At 69.3% G+C, this 17,667-nt stretch carries 18 protein-coding genes; 10 read left to right on the top strand and 8 right to left on the bottom strand.

Annotated elements, in window-relative coordinates; genetic code table 11:
- Nucleotides 1-3: 3 nt before the first annotated feature.
- Both VZQ01_RS33665 and VZQ01_RS33670 read right to left on the bottom strand, forming a co-directional pair.
- Nucleotides 4-924, bottom strand: coding sequence for a type VI immunity family protein (locus VZQ01_RS33665; protein WP_426745677.1), 921 nt, complete (start codon nucleotides 922-924; stop codon nucleotides 4-6).
- Nucleotides 921-1,751 (bottom strand): hypothetical protein, encoded by an 831-nt coding sequence (locus VZQ01_RS33670; protein WP_426745678.1) that lies wholly within the window; start codon nucleotides 1,749-1,751, stop codon nucleotides 921-923. The genes VZQ01_RS33665 and VZQ01_RS33670 overlap by 4 nt, the downstream gene beginning before the upstream one ends.
- Nucleotides 1,752-2,104: 353 nt before the next feature.
- Between VZQ01_RS33670 and VZQ01_RS33675 the strand changes: the two genes are divergently transcribed.
- From VZQ01_RS33675 to VZQ01_RS33690, 4 genes are all read left to right on the top strand, one after another.
- The gene (locus tag VZQ01_RS33675; RefSeq protein WP_426745679.1) at nucleotides 2,105-3,565 is read left to right on the top strand and encodes a M61 metallopeptidase family protein; all 1,461 of its coding nucleotides are present in this window, start codon (nucleotides 2,105-2,107) and stop codon (nucleotides 3,563-3,565) included.
- Nucleotides 3,566-3,671: 106 nt separating this feature from the next.
- Entirely contained in the window at nucleotides 3,672-3,938 is a 267-nt protein-coding gene (locus tag VZQ01_RS33680) for a hypothetical protein (RefSeq protein WP_141330247.1), read from the top strand.
- A gap of 96 nt (nucleotides 3,939-4,034) precedes the next feature.
- Nucleotides 4,035-4,880 carry an MNIO family bufferin maturase gene (bufB, locus tag VZQ01_RS33685; RefSeq protein WP_426736537.1) on the top strand — a complete coding sequence of 282 codons (846 nt, stop codon included), beginning with the start codon at nucleotides 4,035-4,037 and terminating at the stop codon, nucleotides 4,878-4,880.
- Nucleotides 4,877-5,602 (top strand): HvfC/BufC N-terminal domain-containing protein, encoded by a 726-nt coding sequence (locus VZQ01_RS33690; RefSeq protein WP_426745680.1) that lies wholly within the window; start codon nucleotides 4,877-4,879, stop codon nucleotides 5,600-5,602. Before bufB ends, VZQ01_RS33690 begins: the two co-directional genes overlap by 4 nt.
- 10 nt (nucleotides 5,603-5,612) lie before the next feature.
- Here VZQ01_RS33690 and VZQ01_RS33695 read toward each other — a convergent pair whose 3' ends face one another.
- From VZQ01_RS33695 to VZQ01_RS33710, 4 genes are read right to left on the bottom strand one after another with little or no spacing between them, the layout of a single operon-like run.
- A complete protein-coding gene (locus VZQ01_RS33695; RefSeq protein WP_426745681.1) occupies nucleotides 5,613-6,710 on the bottom strand; it encodes a carboxypeptidase-like regulatory domain-containing protein in 1,098 nt (365 codons plus the stop codon).
- Nucleotides 6,710-8,356 carry a caspase family protein gene (locus VZQ01_RS33700; protein ID WP_223745660.1) on the bottom strand — a complete coding sequence of 549 codons (1,647 nt, stop codon included), beginning with the start codon at nucleotides 8,354-8,356 and terminating at the stop codon, nucleotides 6,710-6,712. The genes VZQ01_RS33695 and VZQ01_RS33700 overlap by 1 nt, the downstream gene beginning before the upstream one ends.
- 10 nt (nucleotides 8,357-8,366) lie before the next feature.
- Nucleotides 8,367-9,182, bottom strand: a complete 816-nt coding sequence (locus tag VZQ01_RS33705) for a hypothetical protein (RefSeq protein ID WP_426745682.1) — start codon at nucleotides 9,180-9,182, stop codon at nucleotides 8,367-8,369.
- Nucleotides 9,183-9,188: 6 nt separating this feature from the next.
- On the bottom strand, nucleotides 9,189-9,764 hold the full coding sequence (locus VZQ01_RS33710; RefSeq protein WP_174816707.1) for an RNA polymerase sigma factor: 576 nt from the start codon (nucleotides 9,762-9,764) through the stop codon (nucleotides 9,189-9,191).
- A 170-nt stretch (nucleotides 9,765-9,934) separates the two neighbouring features.
- On the opposite strand from VZQ01_RS33710, the gene serC reads away from it, so the two are divergent.
- The 3 genes from serC (at nucleotide 9,935) to VZQ01_RS33725 (ending at nucleotide 12,063) form a co-directional block, all read left to right on the top strand.
- A complete protein-coding gene (gene serC / locus VZQ01_RS33715) occupies nucleotides 9,935-11,023 on the top strand; it encodes a 3-phosphoserine/phosphohydroxythreonine transaminase (protein WP_267700234.1) in 1,089 nt (362 codons plus the stop codon).
- Nucleotides 11,024-11,064: 41 nt separating this feature from the next.
- Complete coding sequence (locus VZQ01_RS33720; RefSeq protein WP_046715011.1) at nucleotides 11,065-11,640, top strand: chalcone isomerase family protein; 576 nt, start codon at nucleotides 11,065-11,067, stop codon at nucleotides 11,638-11,640.
- A gap of 174 nt (nucleotides 11,641-11,814) precedes the next feature.
- Nucleotides 11,815-12,063, top strand: coding sequence for a GlsB/YeaQ/YmgE family stress response membrane protein (locus tag VZQ01_RS33725; protein ID WP_046715010.1), 249 nt, complete (start codon nucleotides 11,815-11,817; stop codon nucleotides 12,061-12,063).
- Nucleotides 12,064-12,069: 6 nt separating this feature from the next.
- On the opposite strand, the gene VZQ01_RS33730 is transcribed toward VZQ01_RS33725, so the two are convergent.
- Together VZQ01_RS33730 and VZQ01_RS33735 are read right to left on the bottom strand one after the other, a co-directional pair.
- Nucleotides 12,070-13,107, bottom strand: coding sequence for a PA0069 family radical SAM protein (locus VZQ01_RS33730; RefSeq protein WP_426745683.1), 1,038 nt, complete (start codon nucleotides 13,105-13,107; stop codon nucleotides 12,070-12,072).
- 86 nt (nucleotides 13,108-13,193) lie between these two features.
- Nucleotides 13,194-13,658: a hypothetical protein gene (locus VZQ01_RS33735; RefSeq protein WP_426745684.1), complete on the bottom strand. Its 465-nt coding sequence runs from the start codon at nucleotides 13,656-13,658 to the stop codon at nucleotides 13,194-13,196.
- Between the two features lie 155 nt (nucleotides 13,659-13,813).
- Between VZQ01_RS33735 and VZQ01_RS33740 the strand changes: the two genes are divergently transcribed.
- The 3 genes from VZQ01_RS33740 (at nucleotide 13,814) to VZQ01_RS33750 (ending at nucleotide 17,594) form a co-directional block, all read left to right on the top strand.
- The gene (locus VZQ01_RS33740) at nucleotides 13,814-14,338 is read left to right on the top strand and encodes a hypothetical protein (protein WP_426745685.1); all 525 of its coding nucleotides are present in this window, start codon (nucleotides 13,814-13,816) and stop codon (nucleotides 14,336-14,338) included.
- A 163-nt stretch (nucleotides 14,339-14,501) separates the two neighbouring features.
- Nucleotides 14,502-16,160 (top strand): hypothetical protein, encoded by a 1,659-nt coding sequence (locus VZQ01_RS33745; protein WP_426745686.1) that lies wholly within the window; start codon nucleotides 14,502-14,504, stop codon nucleotides 16,158-16,160.
- Between the two features lie 9 nt (nucleotides 16,161-16,169).
- The gene (locus tag VZQ01_RS33750; protein ID WP_426745687.1) at nucleotides 16,170-17,594 is read left to right on the top strand and encodes a hypothetical protein; all 1,425 of its coding nucleotides are present in this window, start codon (nucleotides 16,170-16,172) and stop codon (nucleotides 17,592-17,594) included.
- The last annotated feature ends 73 nt before the right edge of the window (nucleotides 17,595-17,667 follow it).

The following is a 17,667-nucleotide window of genomic DNA, read 5'->3' on the forward strand; positions in this document are numbered from 1 at the left end:
GCATCATCGGCGGAGTCGGTGGCTCCGAAGACGCAAGGTGAGGGGATCCCACGGCAGCCCGGTGACCTCTTCCTCATGCAGGAAGGGTTCGAGGACCCGCGTCATCTCCCGATAGGGCAGCGGGATGGCGTGATTTTCGGTGTCGATGGCTTCGGGCCACTCTCCCAAGGTGACCAGAATTCGCTCCTCGTCCACGGCCTGGACAGAGACACCTGGCAAGTCGAGCTGTTGCTCCACAATCTCGCGACCTCCAAGCTGACTGAGCAACGGCTGTCCCAGAAACGTGAGCCAGTAAGCGCCTCGTGCGCGCGTACCGATGTTCCGACTGGTGTCTCCCAGACGTGGGAGATCCAGGCCAAGGTAACGTTGGAGCACCTCTTGGACCTGCTTCCGGAGGGAGAACCAGGCCCCTGATGAGGAGATGAGCGCGGGGCTGGCGTAACCAAAGCTGAACGGAAGCTCACGAGCAATCTCGAGGGCCAGGGTGCGGAAATGCTCCGGGCCATGTGTCATGAGGTACTCGGTGGGGAACAAGAAGCAGAGCCCACTCGTTGCCCTGTCGTCGCGTGAGAAGATGGGGTCATCGAGCTTTCGACCGTCGTATCCGAAGTGGTAGTCGCTGGCCCCGCCGGGCAACTCGGACAGATCAACGAGCCACTCGCCCCCCCAGGCACGTTCGACAATTTGCTGACGGATGTGCGTCCACCCTGCTTCATCCAAGGGGAGCATGTCTCCATCGTCCGCTCCATACCACCCCAGTGCCAGGGGAGGGATGGCACGCCGGTACTTCTCCAGGCAGGACCAGACGCGGTCGGCCACATCCCGGTGTGAGTGACGCATGAAGAAGCAGAGCGCGAGTCCATCACGGGCCACCAGGTCTCCGTGCTTGTTCATCAGTCGGATGACTGGAAGCGAATCGCTCATTGTGTGATTCCCCATCGAGGCGAAATCATGACTGCCTCTCCTTTCAGGGCCTCTCTGTAGACTCGTCCCTGGTTCGAGCCCTGGTAGGCGCTCTTCTCCCCATAGAGAGTCCACCGGGCCTCATTCGAATCGGGGCAGGGGAACTTGAAGTCCAGGATGAGGATTGAGCTCAACAGGTTGGAATCGGAGTGCAGGACCACATCCGGCTTGATGGTGCGCCACAAATCACGCGTGCAGCCCTCTGCGAGAAGTCGAGCCTCTTCGCTTCGGCTGATGGTCTCCAGGAGGTCTGCATGAGGATAGTAACGATAGCGTTGCTCGATGCTGAAAGGCGCCGTCCAGGCTCGCTCCAGCACCTCGCGAGCACATTGGAGCGCCAGCAGGTGCTTGCGCTTCCCAAGGGCCATGGCGCGGGTGACAACGTCACCGCAGCCATCTCTCTCCACTTCCTCACCGCACTCTCTTCGGGTCGGGGAGCGCCCGCCGAAGAACTCATTGTTCACCTGGCGCTCCGCCTGGATGGCGCAATCCACGAGATGCTCTTCAAGCTCATCCACTGCATTGTCATCCTTCAGCACGACAAGCAGAACTGGAGCGAGTTTGATGAGTTGCGAGGCCGTTTCCTGGGTCGCCGCAGCGCCAGTCGCGCTACGCGACACCGCAGCCGCATGGCGAAGCCTCGCAGCGGTTTCTGTGTCGAGACGTAGGTCGCCATGCCCGGATCGACTCGGGTTGCTCGCGCATGCTGTCAGCAGGACCAGGGAAAGGCACCATGGCGTGGGCTTCCGGGGATGATGTGGCATCAGGCGCATGAAGTCGGAATGCACGGCGCGGAATCTACCCGGCACCCTGTGAGTCCGATACGGCGCAGTCATGGGGCGGGGCTCGTGTCCAACGGAGAGGCCCGCGCGGCCTCCAACGCTCCGAGTCCATCGTGCGCCAAGGGGCCTCGGGGGGAGACACGCATCGAGCCATGGGATGTGCCCGCGCAGGCTCTTGAGGGGCTCGGAGTGCGGCCCTCCCTCGGACTGGCGCGTCTCGGCCCGAAGGACCCACTGTCCCAGGTCGCTCGGCACCGATCGCATCCTCGGCGCGCGGAGGGCCCTTCCCACACGCTCGCACGGAAGCGCCGACGGCCGCTCCCGCGCACGCTTCGCTCCAGGCTAGGGTTGTGTCCGTGATGTCCCACGCGCGCATCCGTTCGATGCTCCCGCTGCTCTGCCTCGTGGCGCTGTCCTGCCTCGGCGGTGTCCGCCCGCGCGCGGCGAAGGACCCGGTGGCGCTGCGCTACAACCTCACCTACGTCCGCGAACCCACGCCCGCGCTCGACGTGGAGGTCGTCCTCGTCCGAGGCACGCCGCGCACCTTCCGCTTCACGCGCCCCGGCGGCGTGGACTCCGTCAGCGCATTCCGCGAGGACGGCGAGCGTCTCGACGTCCCGGTCCGCGACGGCCTGGTGCAACTGCCCCGGGACATCCGCTTCCTGCGCTATCGCTTTGCACTCGAACCCCGCCGTCGTGGACACGGCTGGGACTTCTTCTCGGGGAGCGCCGACGACGACACGTGGCATCTCACGGGCCGTACGTACCTCATCCGCCCCAACCTGGCGCCACCCGACCTGCGCGTGGAGCTCGTCGTCGACGGCATCGACGCCCTGTTGCCCTGGCAACCGGATGACACGGGCCTGTACCACCTGCGCGCCGAGGACCTCGTCGACTCGGGGTTCCACGCCTTCGGCGGACGACGGTGTCAGGTGGTCCTTCAAGACGCGGTGCTGGACGTGGCGGTGCTCGGCCACTTCACCCACCTCGACGACGCGCGCGTGTGTCACTGGCTGAAGCGGACCGCCGACGAAGTGCTCACCGTGCGCCGCGCCTTCCCCTATCCCCGCGTCACCGTGCGGGTCATCCCCGTCCCCGGGCGCGAGGGCCCCGGCTTCTTCGGCATGGTGCTGTGGAGCTCTCCACCCAGCATCTCGCTGCTCGTGGGACAGGACGCCACCGAAGCCTCGTTCGAGCGCGACTGGGTCGCGCTCCACGAGATGCTCCACCTCGCGCATCCCGCCATCCTCCCGCGCGTGCCGTGGTTGTCGGAGGGGCTCGCCACCTACCTCACGGAGATGGCGCAGGTCCGCTCGGGAAGACAGAGCGCCCAGCGCGCCTGGGGCGAGCTGGTGGACGGCTTCGCGCGCGGCCGAGACGTGGCGAAAGCCCGCACCATGAAGGAGGTCGTCGCCGACAGCGACTTCTCCCCAGGCACCTATTGGACCGGCGCGCTCTTCGCCCTGCATCTCGATGTGGAAATCCGCCGTGTCACTGGAAACCGACGTCACCTGGAGGATGTGTTGGAGGGGCTCGCGGCGCGGGGGAGCACGTCCACCTTCGGGGCCTTCGGCATGGCGGTGGACGAGGTCGCGGGGCGGCCGCTGTTCGATGCGTTGCTCGCCCGCCACCTCGAGCGGCCAGCTTTTGTGGAGCAGGAAGGTTTGCTACAAGCGCTGGGCGTGACGACCGGCGCTGAGGGCATCCAACTGGTGCCGGCCCGTGACAGCGCGCTGCGCGAGGCACTGGAAAATCCTGGGTGTAACCCACGTGCGGGAAGTTGCGTATCCGATGCATCCGCGATTCATCGACATCCGTAGATGAGGTCCGCCATGTCCAGAACGACGCTGGCGCTCATCGCGCTCCAGATGACTCGTGCGCTCGAGCAGTAACCCCCTCAACGCAGTACCGAAAGGAAGCAACCCCATGAACGCGAAGGCTCTTGCGGCGATTGTCGGCACCCTGTCCCTGGCGTCCCTCGCCACCGGCTGTGCCTCCACCAAGTCCGCCGAGGCCCAGCCGGCCGCCGCGGAGAAGGGCGCCGAGGGCAGCTGTGGCGCGCAGAAGGCCGAAGGCGACAAGGGCGCCGAGGCGGGCTGCGGCGCGCAGAAGACCGAGGGCGCCGCCCCCGCCGCCACGCCGGAGAAGGGCACCGAGCACGCCTGCGGCGCCGGCGGCTGCGGCAAGAAGTAGTCGTCACGGGCCGCATCCAGGCCCCCTCCGGGCGGTGGGAACATCCGCTCCCACCGCCCGGTTTCGCATCAACCCTGTAGGAGGTCCCCCGCCGTGGTGGCGACGTACGCGCGAAGACACGGACTGAAGCCCCTGGGCGCGGGCATCGGCCTGCGACGGAGCTTCTACGAGGAGCTGCCGCGCACGGAGCGCACGCTCGACTGGGTGGAGATCATCCCGGAGAACTTCCTGTCGCTCGGCGGTCGTCCCCAGCGCGCGCTGGACGCGTGCGTGGAGCGCTGGCCCGTGTTGCCGCACGGCGTGGGCCTGGACATCGGCGGGCCGGACGCGCTCGACGTCGACTACGTCACGGCCCTGGCCGCGCTGGTCGAGCGCGTGGACGCGCCGTTCTTCTCCGACCACCTGTGCTACTCGCGCCTGGGCGGCGTGTACCTGCACGACCTGTTGCCACTGCCCTTCAGTGAGGCCGCGGTGGAGCACGTCGTGCCGCGCGTGCGCGAGGTGATGGCCCGCGTGGGCCGCCCCTTCCTGCTGGAGAACCCGAGCTACTACGCGAACATGCCCGGGGGCACGCTGGGCGAAGCGGACTTCCTGCGGCACGTGGTGGAGCAGGCGGACTGCGGCCTCCTCCTGGACGTGAACAACGTCTACGTCAACGCGCTCAACCACGGCTACGACGCGCGCGCCTTCGTGGACGCGCTGCCGCTCGAGCGCGTGGTGCAGGTGCACCTCGCCGGCCACACGCGCTACCCCGACGTCATCATCGACACGCACGGAGACCGCGTCTGTGACGACGTGTGGTCGCTGTATCGCTACGTGCTCGAGCGCACCGGCCCCGTGTCGACGCTCATCGAGTGGGACCAGGACATCCCGTCGATGACGGCCGTGCTGGACGAAGCGGACCAGGCGCGCGCCGTGCTCGGCGACACGGAGCGACGATGAAGCCCGAGCTCAAGCACTTCTTCGACGGCATGGGTGCCTACCTCGCGAAGCCCGGCACGGCCTCGCTCGAGCAGCTCTACGCGAGGTACCCGGGGTGGGATGCGCCCGCCCGGCGCGTGTCCATCTACGGCGACTTCGTGCGAGGCCACGTGCGAGGCGCGGTGGAGAAGCTCTATCCGCTCCTGCGCCGCGCGGTGGGGCCGGAGGCATGGACCTCGCTCGTGGAGGGCTACACGCTGACGCGCCCCGCGCGGCACCACGAGGTGAACCGGCTGGGCGAGGGCTTCCCCGCGTTCATCGCGGACTCGCTCGTGTCCCACGGCCTGCCGCCTTACTCCGCCGAGCTGGCGCGCTTCGAGTGGACGGACTTCGCGGTGTTCTCGTCCCAGGCGCCGTCGCCGGCCCGCGTGGAGACGCTGACGCCGAACCCCACCCTGGCCGTGCTGGAGCACACCTTCCGCCTCTGCGCGCACGTGCGGAGTCGGGGGGAGGGTGGGGCGCCCGAGCGCGGCGAGGAGCTGGCGCTCCTGTGGCGCCACCCCGGGGACCTGGTGACGTACTACCAGGAGGCCACGCCGCCCACGCTGCTCGTGCTGAAGATGGCGGTGGAGGGCCTGTCCGCGTCGGACGTGACGGCGGCCACCGGGATGCCCGAGTCCGATGTCCTCGACGCGGTGGCTCGACTCTCCCGCGACGGGCTCGTGCTCACGCCGGGCGGGTGACTCAGGGCCCTCAGTCGCGGACCGAGCACACGCGACCGTCCAGGGTGTCCTCGCAGCGCGAGGCGCCCGGGCAGTCCAGGTCCTCGACGCACGGCACGGTGCACTGGCGCTCCACGCACAGGCCCGAGGCCATGCCCAGCCCCTGGCAGCGCTCGTCGTCCATGCACTCCGCGCCGAACTGCAGGAGCGCGCTGCAGCTCAGGAAGCGCTGCGTGTCCGGCAGGCAGTTGCCCGCCTGGCAGGTGAAGCCCGCCTCGCAGCGGCTCGCGGCGAGGTCGTCCTCGTCCACCGTCTCCGTGCAGGACTTCACGCACGTCGGCCCGCCACCGACGAGCAGCATGCACGCGGAGCCGTCATCACAGCTGCGGCCATTCACGCACGCGCCGCACTGGGGGCCGTTCGCGTTGCAGCGGAAGCCCTTGCACGACATGCCCGCGCCGCACTGGTCGTCCTCCACGCACTCCACGCAGCGGCCACCCGGGCCGCACACCAGGCCGTCCTCGCAGCCCGTCGCGGCGCACCGGTTCACCAGGTCCGCGCGGGGCTGCAACTGGACGCGCAGCTCCTTCTTCTCTCCCGAGCCGACGCACGCCGAGGAGCGCACCTCCGGAAACCCCATGCCGACGATGGACAGCTCGTAGCACCCGTCCGGCAGGGGGCCCACCTGCACGCGCCCCTTGCCATCCAGTTGCAGCTGGTCCAGGTGCGTGCCCAGCACCGTCACCTCCACGCCCGCCACCCGCTCGCCCTGGGTGGACCGCGCGCGCAGCTCCAGGAAGCCCGCGGCCTTCGGCTCGACGCGCTCGACCTCGAGCGCCTTGCCGGCGGAGACCTTCACCTTCACCCGCGTCGCCTTCTCCCGCGTGGCGACGACGAACAGCTCCACGTCCCCGGAGGGGACCTTCTCCAGCTTGAAGCGTCCCTGGTCATCCACCGTCGAGCGCAGCTGTGGCGCGCCCACCACCGACACCAGGGCGTGCGCCGGGTCGTACTCCGACAGCGCCCCTTCGATGGTGCCCAGCCGCAGGGGCGCGTTCTCCAGGTTGCCGCACGCTCCCGCGCCCAGGGCCAGGAGGACTCCCAACGCGATGTGCAGTTTCGAGCGCATCAAAAGCGGTACCCCACACCGGCCCAGCCGCCGGTGAAACCCACGGCCTGTCCCTTCCCGTCCAACACCACGTACGTCAGCATGAGCTGCGCCTGTCCCACCAACTCCAGGCGCTCTCCCACCCTCAGCACCACGCCTCCCACCACGCCGGGGCTGACCGTGAAGAAACTCTGCCCGGCGGCGTACGTCTCCACATCGAAAGACCGCCCCAGGTACAAGGTGGCCACACGCGGGCCGGCGAAGAGCGTCAGCCGCTCCCAGCGCCACAGGTAGGGGAGCGCCACGCCGGCGGAGAACGTCGTGTAGCGGAAGGGGACCGTGTCCTCCGGCAGGAGCCGCAGCGAGCGGCGGCCCGTGCTGAAGCTGACATCGAACAAGAGCCCGAAGTCGCGCAGCGGACGGTCCTCCAGCCGCAACGACACCGCCACCTCCGGCGCCATGGGCAACAGCTCCCCGCGGCTTCTCGCGTCCGCGAACGTGAACATGCCGCCCAGCAGCGACAGCGAGCGCCGGGGGAAGGCCTCCGACAACAGCTGCTCCAAGGGCAGCCGCTCCCCGTCACCCACCTCCACCTCGCGGCGCACCAGCACCGCGTCACCCTTGGTCAGCTCCACCGTGCGCTTGCCCGGCACCACCGCCGCGCCGCCCGGCAGCTCCGTGCGCGGCTCCCCATCCACCTTGAGCGTGAAGCCATCCAGGCGCGGGTTGTAGGAGAACAGCTCCGGCCGGCCCGTGCGGGAGATGCTGCCCGACAGCACCACCGGGTCCGCGCCCACCTCCAGGATTTCCGCCGACGGCCGCTGCCGTCCTTCCGTGAAGGCGAACGTGCGCCGGCGCGCGTAGTCGTGCGCCTCCGTCGCGGTGACGGCTCCGTCCGCGTTGCGGTCAGCGCCGCCGCCCAGCCCCTCGACGAGGAAGTGCGTGTAGATGTCGTTCTGCAGGCCCTCGTCCTCGCGGGCCGTCTCGCCCCAGTCACAGGCGGCGAACACCATGGACGCCCGCGAGGACTCCTCCAGCGGCCGCGCGTAGAAGCCGGACTTGATGCCCGACAGCTCCTTCTCCAGCTCCTTGGGCAACAGCGACTTGCCGTTGCCGCTGTGACACGAGGCCAGCACCAGCAGCCGCCGCCGGCTGGAGAGCGCGTCGAACTCCGCCTTCAGCGCGTCCATGGACAGCGCCGTCTGCGCGATGGCGCGGTAGGACGCGTCCCGCGTCACCAGGAAGCGGCGCAGCTCCCCGGTGGCGTCGCGCGCCAGCGTGCCGTGCGCGGAGAAGTAGACGACCACCACGTCATCCGGACGGTGCGCCTCCTTCCGGAGCTGCCTGAGCGCGGCGAGGATGGCCGCGCGCGTCGTCTCCTCCGGCCGCGTGAGCACGCGCACCTGGTCGAAGCGGCCCTTCGTCGGGTCCAGCATCGCCGCGGCCAGGTCCTTGGCGTCCTTCGATGGGTAACGCAGCCCCCGCCAATGGGGGTCGTCGAACTCGGAGATGCCCACGAGCAGCGCCATCCGCCGGGGCGTGTAGGCGCTGGAGAGTGCCTCCTCGTCGAGCCGCAGCGGCACGAGTCCACCCTTCTCCGTCCCCAGGGACGAAGGAGTCGCGCACGCCATCAGCGCCGCCAGCAGGATGGAGAGCAGGGGCCTCACGGTGACTCGGTCAGCGCGGATTCTCGCCGCTTCCCACGCGCACGTCGAACCTCGTCACGGCGAGCGTGCCTTGTTCCCATCGCTCACCTCCTCCCACCAGGACCCGCCTCACCTCGTCGGGCGAGGGCTCCAGGCCCGAGGGGGTGGCGGCCAACCACAACGTCACCGGCCCCGATTCCCCCTCCAGGCTGACGCCCGACAGGCCCTGGGGGTCGCGCAGGTCATGGGTCCCCGCCTCCAGCACGAAGGTGCCCAACAGCTCCGGCTCCTGCTCGGCCCGCTGCTGGAAGAGCAGGCCCGTGCCCGCCTCGGTGGCGTGGTAGCGCAGGAGCAGCACGTCGCCCGGGGCCACCTGGGTGTCCGGGTCCAGCCGCCTGAGACTCCCGTCCGCGCCGCGCGCCACCACCGCCAGCTCCAGGGCAATCTTCCCCACCTGGCCCTTCACGCCCGGCGCCAGCGAGTCCGTGCCCACCTCCACCCCGGCGCCCGACTGGCGCACCCGGGGCACCACCACCACCGCGACGAGCGCGGCGGCCACCGCGCCCGCCACCACGCCCCAGCGCCGCGCGTCCCACCGGGGCGGTGCGCGAAGCTGCTTCTTCACCCGCGCCAGGCCCACCTCGTCCAGGGGCGCCTGGGGGCGCGGAGGCGACAGGGCCAGGAGCACCGCGTCCACCCGCCCGTCCAGGACGTCAGGGCCGGAGTGGGTGGCGAGGTAGCCCTCACACGCCTCACACGCGGTGGCCAGGTGCTCGCGGAAGTACGTCACCGCGTCCGGCTCACGACGGGCAAGGGCGCCGAGCGCCTCGTCATCCAGGTGTCTCATGACCTCTCACTCCCACCGACCGGCGAGCACTCGCCGCAGCAGCTCTCTCTTGATACGACCCCGGAAGCGCTCGAGTCTCATCGTCACGGCGCTTTTGCCCACGCCCATCTGCTCCGCAATCTCACGCGCGGACAGCTCCCCTTCGATATAGAAAAGCTGCACTGTCCGCTTCTCCTCGCCCTCGGGCAGCTCGGCGATGAGCTGACGGACCACCTCGATGTCGCGCTCGAGCTGCAGGGACTCCGGCACGGGCGGCACCGCCTCGGGCTCCGGGTCCGCGATGTCGTCCTCCAACCTCCTGAGGTGGGCCTTTCGCTCCAGCCGGGTGCGCGCCCGGTTGCGAGCGATGGACAGCAGCCAGGCCTCGAAGGCCCCCGGCTCCTTCAGCCGGGGCAGCGCCCGGAACGCCCGGACGAAGGACTCCTGGATGACGTCCTCCACCTCGTCCGAGTCCAGCGGGGCGAACCCCGCCACCAACCTCGCCACGAGGGGGCGGGTGCGCCGATACAGCTCACTGAAGGCGGAAGTCTCCCCACTCGCCGCGCGCCGTACCCACTCCGCCAGTCCCTCCGTGGAACCCACCTGACCTCCAGACCCCCGGGACGGCCCGGTGGCCACGCTGCATTTCCCGTCCCCGGGGCCGCTCCTGGGGGAAGCGGACGAGGGCGGGCCGCTTCCTACTGGCTCCCGGGGGGGCGTCGGGAGGAAGAATGGGCCCCGCCGTTCCATTTCGAAGAGGAGCCCTGTCCGCCATGCGCGTCATCAACTTCAACCCCGGTCCCGCCGGCCTGCCCCTTCCCGCCCTGGAGCGCGCCCGGGACGAGCTGCTCGACTTCCAGGGCTCCGGCATGTCCGTCATGGAGCACAGCCACCGGGGCAAGGAGTACGAGGCCGTCCACGATGAGGCCATCGCCCTGCTGTCGGAGCTGACGGGCCTGCCGTCCACGCACCAGGTCCTCTTCCTCACCGGCGGCGCGTCGCAGCAGTTCGCCCAGGTGCCGATGAACTTCCTCACCCCCGACACGAGCGCGGACTACCTCATGACGGGCGTGTGGAGCGAGAAGGCGCTCGACGAGGCGAAGTACTACGGCAAGCCCCGCGTCGCGGCGACGACGGTGCAGCCCGACAAGCACTACACCCGCGTGCCGCGCCAGGACGAGCTGTCCCTGGACGCGAAGGCCGCGTACGTCCACGTCACCACCAACAACACCATCTACGGCACCCAGTGGCACACGCTGCCGGACACCGGGCCGGTGCCGCTGGTGGCGGACATGAGCTCCGACTTCCTGTGGAAGAAGATGGACCTGTCGCGCTTCGGGCTGGTCTACGCGGGCGCGCAGAAGAACCTGGGGCCCTCCGGCGTCACGCTGGTGGTGGCCCAGAAGGACTTCATCGCGAAGGGCCGCAAGGACATCCCGAAGATCTTCCGGTACGCCGTCCACGCGGAGAACAACTCGCTCTACAACACGCCCCCCACGCTGGCCATCTACCTGGTGCGCAACGTGCTCGCGTGGATGAAGGACGTGGGCGGGCTGGGCCAGATTGAAGCGTGGAACCGCCAGAAGGCGGACCTGCTCTACGGCGCGCTGGACACGCACGCGGGCTTCTACCGGGCCCCCGTGGAGCGCGCGTCGCGTTCAGTGATGAACGTCGTGTTCCACCTGCCCACGCCGGAGCTGGACGCGGCCTTCGTCGCTGACGCGAAGCGGCAAGGAATGGTGGGGCTCAAGGGCCACCGGACCGCTGGAGGAATCCGGGTTTCCACGTACAACGCGGTGACTGTGGAGAATGTGCGCACCCTCGTCACCTTCATGGAGCATTTCGTGAAGACGCGTGGCTAGTGTGCGTCGGAGCACGTGAAACAACCCACTTGGAGGGATTCATGAAAGCCACCCTGTCCGCCGTCGCGCTCTGCCTGCTGTTCGCCCTGCCTGCTTCCGCCGCTCCGGGAGAGGCCCAGGAGGTCGCCGGGGTGAAGTTCCCCGGAACCGCCAAGGTGGAGGGCAAGGAGCTGAAGCTCAACGGCGTGGGCCTGCGCAAGAAGATGATGTTCAAGGTCTACGCGGTGGGCCTGTACGTGGAGACACCGAGCCAGGACGCCGCGGCGCTCGTGTCCGCGGACGAGTCCAAGCGCGTGCGCATGTACATGCTGCGCGACCTGGACAAGAAGAGCATCACCGACGCCATCGTGGAGGGCTTCAAGAAGAACGCGGGCGACAAGCTGCCCGCGCTCCAGGAGCGGCTGAACACCTTCGCCAACGCCATTCCGGACGTGAAGAAGGGCGAGGAGATCATCCTCACCTACGTCCCGGGTTCCGGCACGAGCGTGCGGAGCACCAAGGTGACGGAGCCCATCTCGGTGGAGGGCAAGGACTTCGCCGACGCGCTGTTCTCCGTGTGGCTGGGCAAGTCGCCGGTGGACGGCGGCCTGAAGGACGGCATGCTCGGCAAGGACTGAGCCGCGCCTTCGTGTCGTACACGCGCCCCATGTCTCCCTCGGGAGGCGTGGGGCGTTTTCGTGAGGGGGTGTGGGGCCTTGAAATACGTGGGCACGTGGGCCGTAGTGGCCTGTGTGGGCCCGGGTGCACGGCGACGCCGGGTCTGATAGCAACCCGCCGGTCAGGAGGATGACATGGGAATCTGCTCGTGGCTGGTGCTGGGAGGGCTCGCGGGGTGGATCGCGAGCATCATCAAGGGAACGAACGCGAGGATGGGAATCTTCGCCAACATCGCGACGGGCATCGTCGGCTCGATGATTGGCGGCTTCCTGTTCAGCCTGCTGGGCGGGCGCGGCGTGACGGGGTTCAACCTCTACTCGTTGGCGGTGGCCACGGTGGGGGCGGTCATCCTCATCAGCATCGTCCAGGCGATACGCAAATAGGCGCGCTCAGAAGAGGCTGAGCTGGGGCGAGGGCGGTGGCTTTCGCGGCGGGCGCTGGAAGGTGTCCGGTGCCGGCTCGGTGATGTACGAGGTGCGCAGGCCCACCCTGCGCGCCGTTGTCTCGAAGAGGCGGTGGATGGTCTGGGCGTAGAGCCCCTCGCCTCGCATGCGGTGCTTGAAGCGGGAGTCGCTGAGCTCCCCGCCGCGCGTCTCCCGGATGCGGTGGAGCACGCGCTCGGCGCGCAGGGGGAGCCTGGCGCGAAGCCGCTCCTCGAAGACGTCCTTCACGGGGCCGGGCAGGCGCACCAGGGTGTAGTGGGCGCGGCGGGCGCCGGCCTCCTTCGCGGCGGTGAGGACGCGGTGGATGTCCTCGTCGTTGAGGCCGGGGATGATGGGCGCGAAGGAGATGGCCACGTCGATGCCCGCGTCCGCGAGGCGGCGGATGGCGAGCAGCCGCCGCTGGGGCGAGGCCGCGTAGGGCTCCATGGCGCGCGCGATGTCCGCGTGGTGGAAGGGCAGGCTGATGCTGACCCACAGCCGCGCGTCGCGGGACAGGCGCTGGAGCACGTCGAGGTCGCGCTCGATGAGCACGCCCTTGGTGACGATGCCGACGGGGTTCTTGTACTCGGCGCAGACCTCCAGGCACGCGCGCGTCAGCCGCATGGAGGCCTCGAGCGGCTGGTAGCAGTCGGTGACGCCGCTGAAGACGACGGTCTCCCCCTTCCAGGAGGGGCGCTCGAAGGCGTCGCGGAGCAGCTCCGCCGCGCGCGGCTTCATCACCAGCTTCGTCTCGAAGTCGGTGCCGGCGCCGAAGTCGAGGTACTGGTGGGTGGGGCGCGCGTAGCAGTAGGCGCACGCGTGCAGACAGCCCCGGTAGGGATTGACGCTCCAGTCGAAGCCCACGTCCGGGCTGTCGTTGTGGGAGAGGACCTGGCGGCTGTGGTCCTCCCAGACCTCCAGCTTCGCGGGAGGAATCTCGTCCAGGTACTCCACCGCGGTGCTCGCCCAGGGGTTGGGCGGATTGTCGACGGGGCGGGCTTTCACCGTCCCAGAGTGGGACTGAAACTCCGTTCAGTCAAGTCCCATGTCTTTCAGGTCGGGATGTCTGTCATTCCAACACGGCTTCGGCTTCATGCGCCCAGATGGGCGAGCATGACGTCCTTGTCGCCCGTGGCCAGGGTGTACGGGGTGCCGGGAGGGATGACGCCCTGGCGTGCCGCGACGCCCTCCACCGCGTCCTGGGCATGGACGAGCTGTACCCCGGCGCCGCCTCCGCCGAGCACGAGCGGCGCGCCCATCTTCAGGTCCAGCACCACCACCTGTCGTCGGGCGGGGCGCGGCTCCGCCATGTCCACGACGACGAAGTCCCCCGCGAAGCGGCGCTGATCGCAACGGAAGACCCAGAGGTTGCGCTTGCGCTCCAGCAGCGCCTTCACGAAGGGCTTCTCGTTGCTCTTCAAGGCGTAGCGCTCGGAGAGCACGGCGGCGGTGGAGAGCGGATAGCCCTCCTCCTTCACCAGCAGCAGCGCCCACGGGTTCGCGTGCCGGAGCAGAGGCAGCAGGACGGGCAGGACGATGGGCGGCTCGCGGGGCATGCGCGGACGGGCTCGACGAGCCACACAGCTCGTGTCGGACGGACATTCGAACACACCACCGCGTGTCTCGACGATGGCGGTTGTCTCAGGACTCCCTCAGAATCCACGGCTCTGGTAGAGGGGCGACGCTGTCAACCCACTCCTGGAGTCTCCGCATGTCCCGGTTCTCGCGCCACGCGCTCGTACTCTCCCTGTTGCTCACCTCCACCTCGGCGCTCGCGGGCTCGCAGTGGGTGCAGGCGCGCACGGTGCTCAACACGTGTGGCTACTTCAGCACCTCGCAGGCGGAAATCACCCTGACGTACCGCAACGACGATTTGCCCTGGGGCACCCGCGTGTTCCTCATCTACGGCTGGGGCGGCAGCTCTGGTCCGTCGAGCACGTTCGACTGGGCTCCGGCGCCGCAGACCGTGGAGGTGCCCGCCGTGGCGCCTTGGCACTGGGGCACCACCGTGACGGGGGTCATCCGGTCGCGCTCGTCCACGCAGTACACGAGCCTCAACTACGTCTGGAAGGTGGTCCTCCCGGACGGGCACGAGTTCTACGAGAAGGGCAACGGCTCCACCTACGGCTACTACGCCGCGGACTTCTCGCAGGTGCCCATGCCGTGCACCACCACCGCCGGCACCTTCGTGGGCAACGCGACGCCGCTGACCATCACCACCGTCGTCAAGGACTGACGCCGCTCGTCCCCGCTCGCGCCACGGGGCCTCATGAAGGAAACCCTCGCTTGACGTTGTGAGTCACCACGGGGGGACCTTCTCGAAAAGGGGCCCCCAAGGTAGACCCTGTCCCCGAGGCGGCCACTCGGGGCGGCCGGCAGGAGAGGGGGACGTCTTCGTGTTGAGCGAACGTGGTGCCGAGCGGGAGTACCTTCACGACAACCTCCGCAGCGGTCTGAAGACCGACACGCGCCTGGATGGCGTGATGCCCCACCTCGGGGTGGGGTGGATCGCCTGGGACAGCGGGTTTCGGGGCTCGGGCCTGCGCGTGGGAGACCGCATCGTCGCGGTCGACGGCGAGCCCATCGTCACGCCTCCGGACATGCCCACCCGGCAGCGCACCGGCCCGTATCTGCTGGGCCAGCACGCCGAGAGCCAGACCTGGGCGCGGCAGGGGCGCAAGGAAGGGGACCTGGTCCGCTTGCGAGTCCTGCGCAGGCGCGCGCCAGGGGACGGCTGGGAGACGCTCGAGCTCAGCGGCACGCTGCGCCATGAGCGGCTCTGGAGCATCGGCGAGACGACGAAGCGAATCCTCGGGCCGGGTGGGCCCGAGCAGCTGGGCCGAGACGGCTTCGACGAGTCCTGGTCGGGCTGGGTCGACAAGCGTGTCTCCGAATGGGAGCGCCTCCTCGACGGGACCTTCGGCGTCTGGCGCACCGCGCGCGGGACGCGGATGGAGCTCGCCAACCACCTGGTGCACAAGGCGCGCGTGGACTACCTGGTCGAGCACTTCCCCGGTCCCCTGGCGACGGCGATGCGCGACGACTGGGAGCGGGTGCGGGACTGTCTCGACGGCGACCTCGTCTCGCTCCCCGAGGGCGCCCTCGACTTCCGCAGCCGGGGCGAGGAGCAGGTCAGGGCCATCGGCCTGCGGGCCACCGCGGCCTGGAAGGCCCTGCTGGAGTCGCGCGTCGCGGAGACCCTCGGCGCGTTCCCCGTCGTCGACCCCTTCCGCGGCGACCGCTCGGTGGTGACGGGCAAGCTGGTCGCGCTGCCGCAGGTGAGCCAGCGCGACTGGATTGTCGACATGGGCAATGCCTATCTGGCCTGGAGCCAGTCGGGGGCGTGGGTCTTCTGTCCCGTCAACACCCCGGCCATGGCCCGGGTCTTCGCCGCCATGCATCGCTATCAGCGGCTCGTCTCTCCCTCGCTTCGGGTCGACATCGCCCTGCTCGGTCGCATCCTGCCGGATCCGCGTCTGCTCGCCGGCTCGGGGCGCACCGCCGCGGGGCTGGAGGTGGAGCCCGTCGCGGCCCTCATCGGCGGCGCGGTCTGCGTCGACGTCACCGACACGCGCGAGGGTGGGCCCCTCTTCGCCGGCGAGGAGTCGCTGAGGCAGGAGGCCTCGGGGCCCCTGTCCGACGACGCGAGCCCGCGCGAGGTGCTGGAGGCGATGATTGCCGCCGTGAAGCGCGGCGACCAGGAGACCTGGAACGGCCTCTTCGCCGACTGGCGCGCCGTGCCGGACGAACAGCGGCCCATCTACTACCCGGTCTACACCTGGAACGGCCGCGACAGCGAGTGGGTGCGCTCGCGGCGCCTGCTGCTCGACAAGGTGCTCGACGCGCGGGTGCACTGGTGTGGCGACGCGCGCACCGTCATCCGCGGCGACGAGGCCCCGGGCCTGCCGCGCATCGAGCAGGTGGAGCTGGAGGTCGACCACGTCGGCCTCTTCGAGGGCCAGACGCGCACGTTCAATTCGGTCGAGGTGCACCGGCGCTGGGAGCTGCAGCGCCGCGCTGGCGGCCCCTGGCGCATCACCAGCCAGCAGAGTCTGTGAGGAGCACCCATGGGTGGGTATTCGAGCCGAGTCGCCGAGCTGCAGGACCAGATGACCCGTGCCGCCGAGGGCGCTCCGGACACGGTGAAGCGCGCCTTGGCGGAAGGCCTCAAGCGGGCGGGGCGCGCGGCGGAGGACGCCCTGTCGGCCCTGCTCGACGCGAGCGAGCGCGCCAGCGCCGGCAACCTGGGCACCTGGCGCAAGTGGCAGGACCGCTGCGCCACGGCCCGGGCGGAGATCAGCCGGGCCTTCGGTGATGCCGCCAAGGACCACCTGCTGACGCCGCCCCTCCAGCTCTTCTGGTACCAGGCCCTCGAGCACGAGATGGCCTTCTTCGACTCGCTCGCCAAGGTCCAGACGCCCCAGCTGCACGACGACCTGCTCGTGCATCAGGACGTGCTCAACAAGATGCTCGGGGAGCTGTGGGACAAGTGGACCTTCCTCCTGTCCAAGGACGTCGCGTTCGAGAACGACCAGCGGCAGGTGGTGCAGCAGGTCGCGCAGATGGCGCAGAAGATCGTCGACGACCTGGCCCCCGGCGCCGTCAAGCGCCTCTCCGAGGGCGTCGCGCGCGCCACGTCGAAGTCGCTCGACAAGGCCCGTCAGCTCGATGACAAGCACCTGGGCGGCAAGGGCATCGACCTGGCGAAGTTCATCACCTCGCTGTTCGACATCGACATCCCCGACGGCATCGACCGGGATCTGCTCGACGCCGTGCAGGGCGGCTCGGACGTCTACCAGACGCAGAAGGGCCACTACCGCGCGCTGGTGGCGACCTACCAGAGCCTGGTGCAGGCGGAGAAGGGCAGCGTCCTGTTGCTCTTCAACTCCACGCGGGCGGAGGTGCTCACGTACTACGACAAGAACGACCTGGGCAAAGCGCGCGTCCTGCTCGACCAGGCCAAGGGGTACCTCTCCGACTGGGCCTCCCGCGTCGCCACCTCCGCGCAGCGTGGCGAGGCCTCGGGCTTCAAGGACAAGGTCTGCGCGGCGCTCGACACCGACTGGAAGCTCACCGAGGAGCTCGACGGCAAGTTCCGCGACAGGTTCAAGGGCATCTTCATCCAGTCGCTGGGCAGCGAGACCATCGAGCAGCTCGCGGAGTCCTATCTCTTCAGCAAGCACCTGGAGGAGGTCACCCGCAGGGGCGCGGCCAGCACGCTCAAGGCACTGCCGGGCCGACTCCAGAGCGAGGTGGACCGGGCCGTCGACCAGGGGCTGAGGCCGCTGGATGACCTGGTGGGCCGTGTCCCGGAGGAGGTGCGTGCGCTGGCGCGGATGGAGAACCAGGGGTTCAAGGAGCACGTGCGCGCCCGGCTCAAGGACCGCATCCAGACGCTCCTGCCCATCATCATCGAGCTCGCCGAGTTCCTGGAGCCGAGCAACCTCTCCCGGGACTTCAGCCGCGACGAGCTGACGCGCGGCCTGCGCTGAGAAAACACGAACCGGGAGGCCTCGACAGAAGCCCCCGGTCCGGTGTGTCACTCACGAGGGACGCGGAGCGAGT

Source organism: Myxococcus faecalis (genome assembly GCF_050039385.1).
Classification (GTDB): domain Bacteria; phylum Myxococcota; class Myxococcia; order Myxococcales; family Myxococcaceae; genus Myxococcus; species Myxococcus fulvus.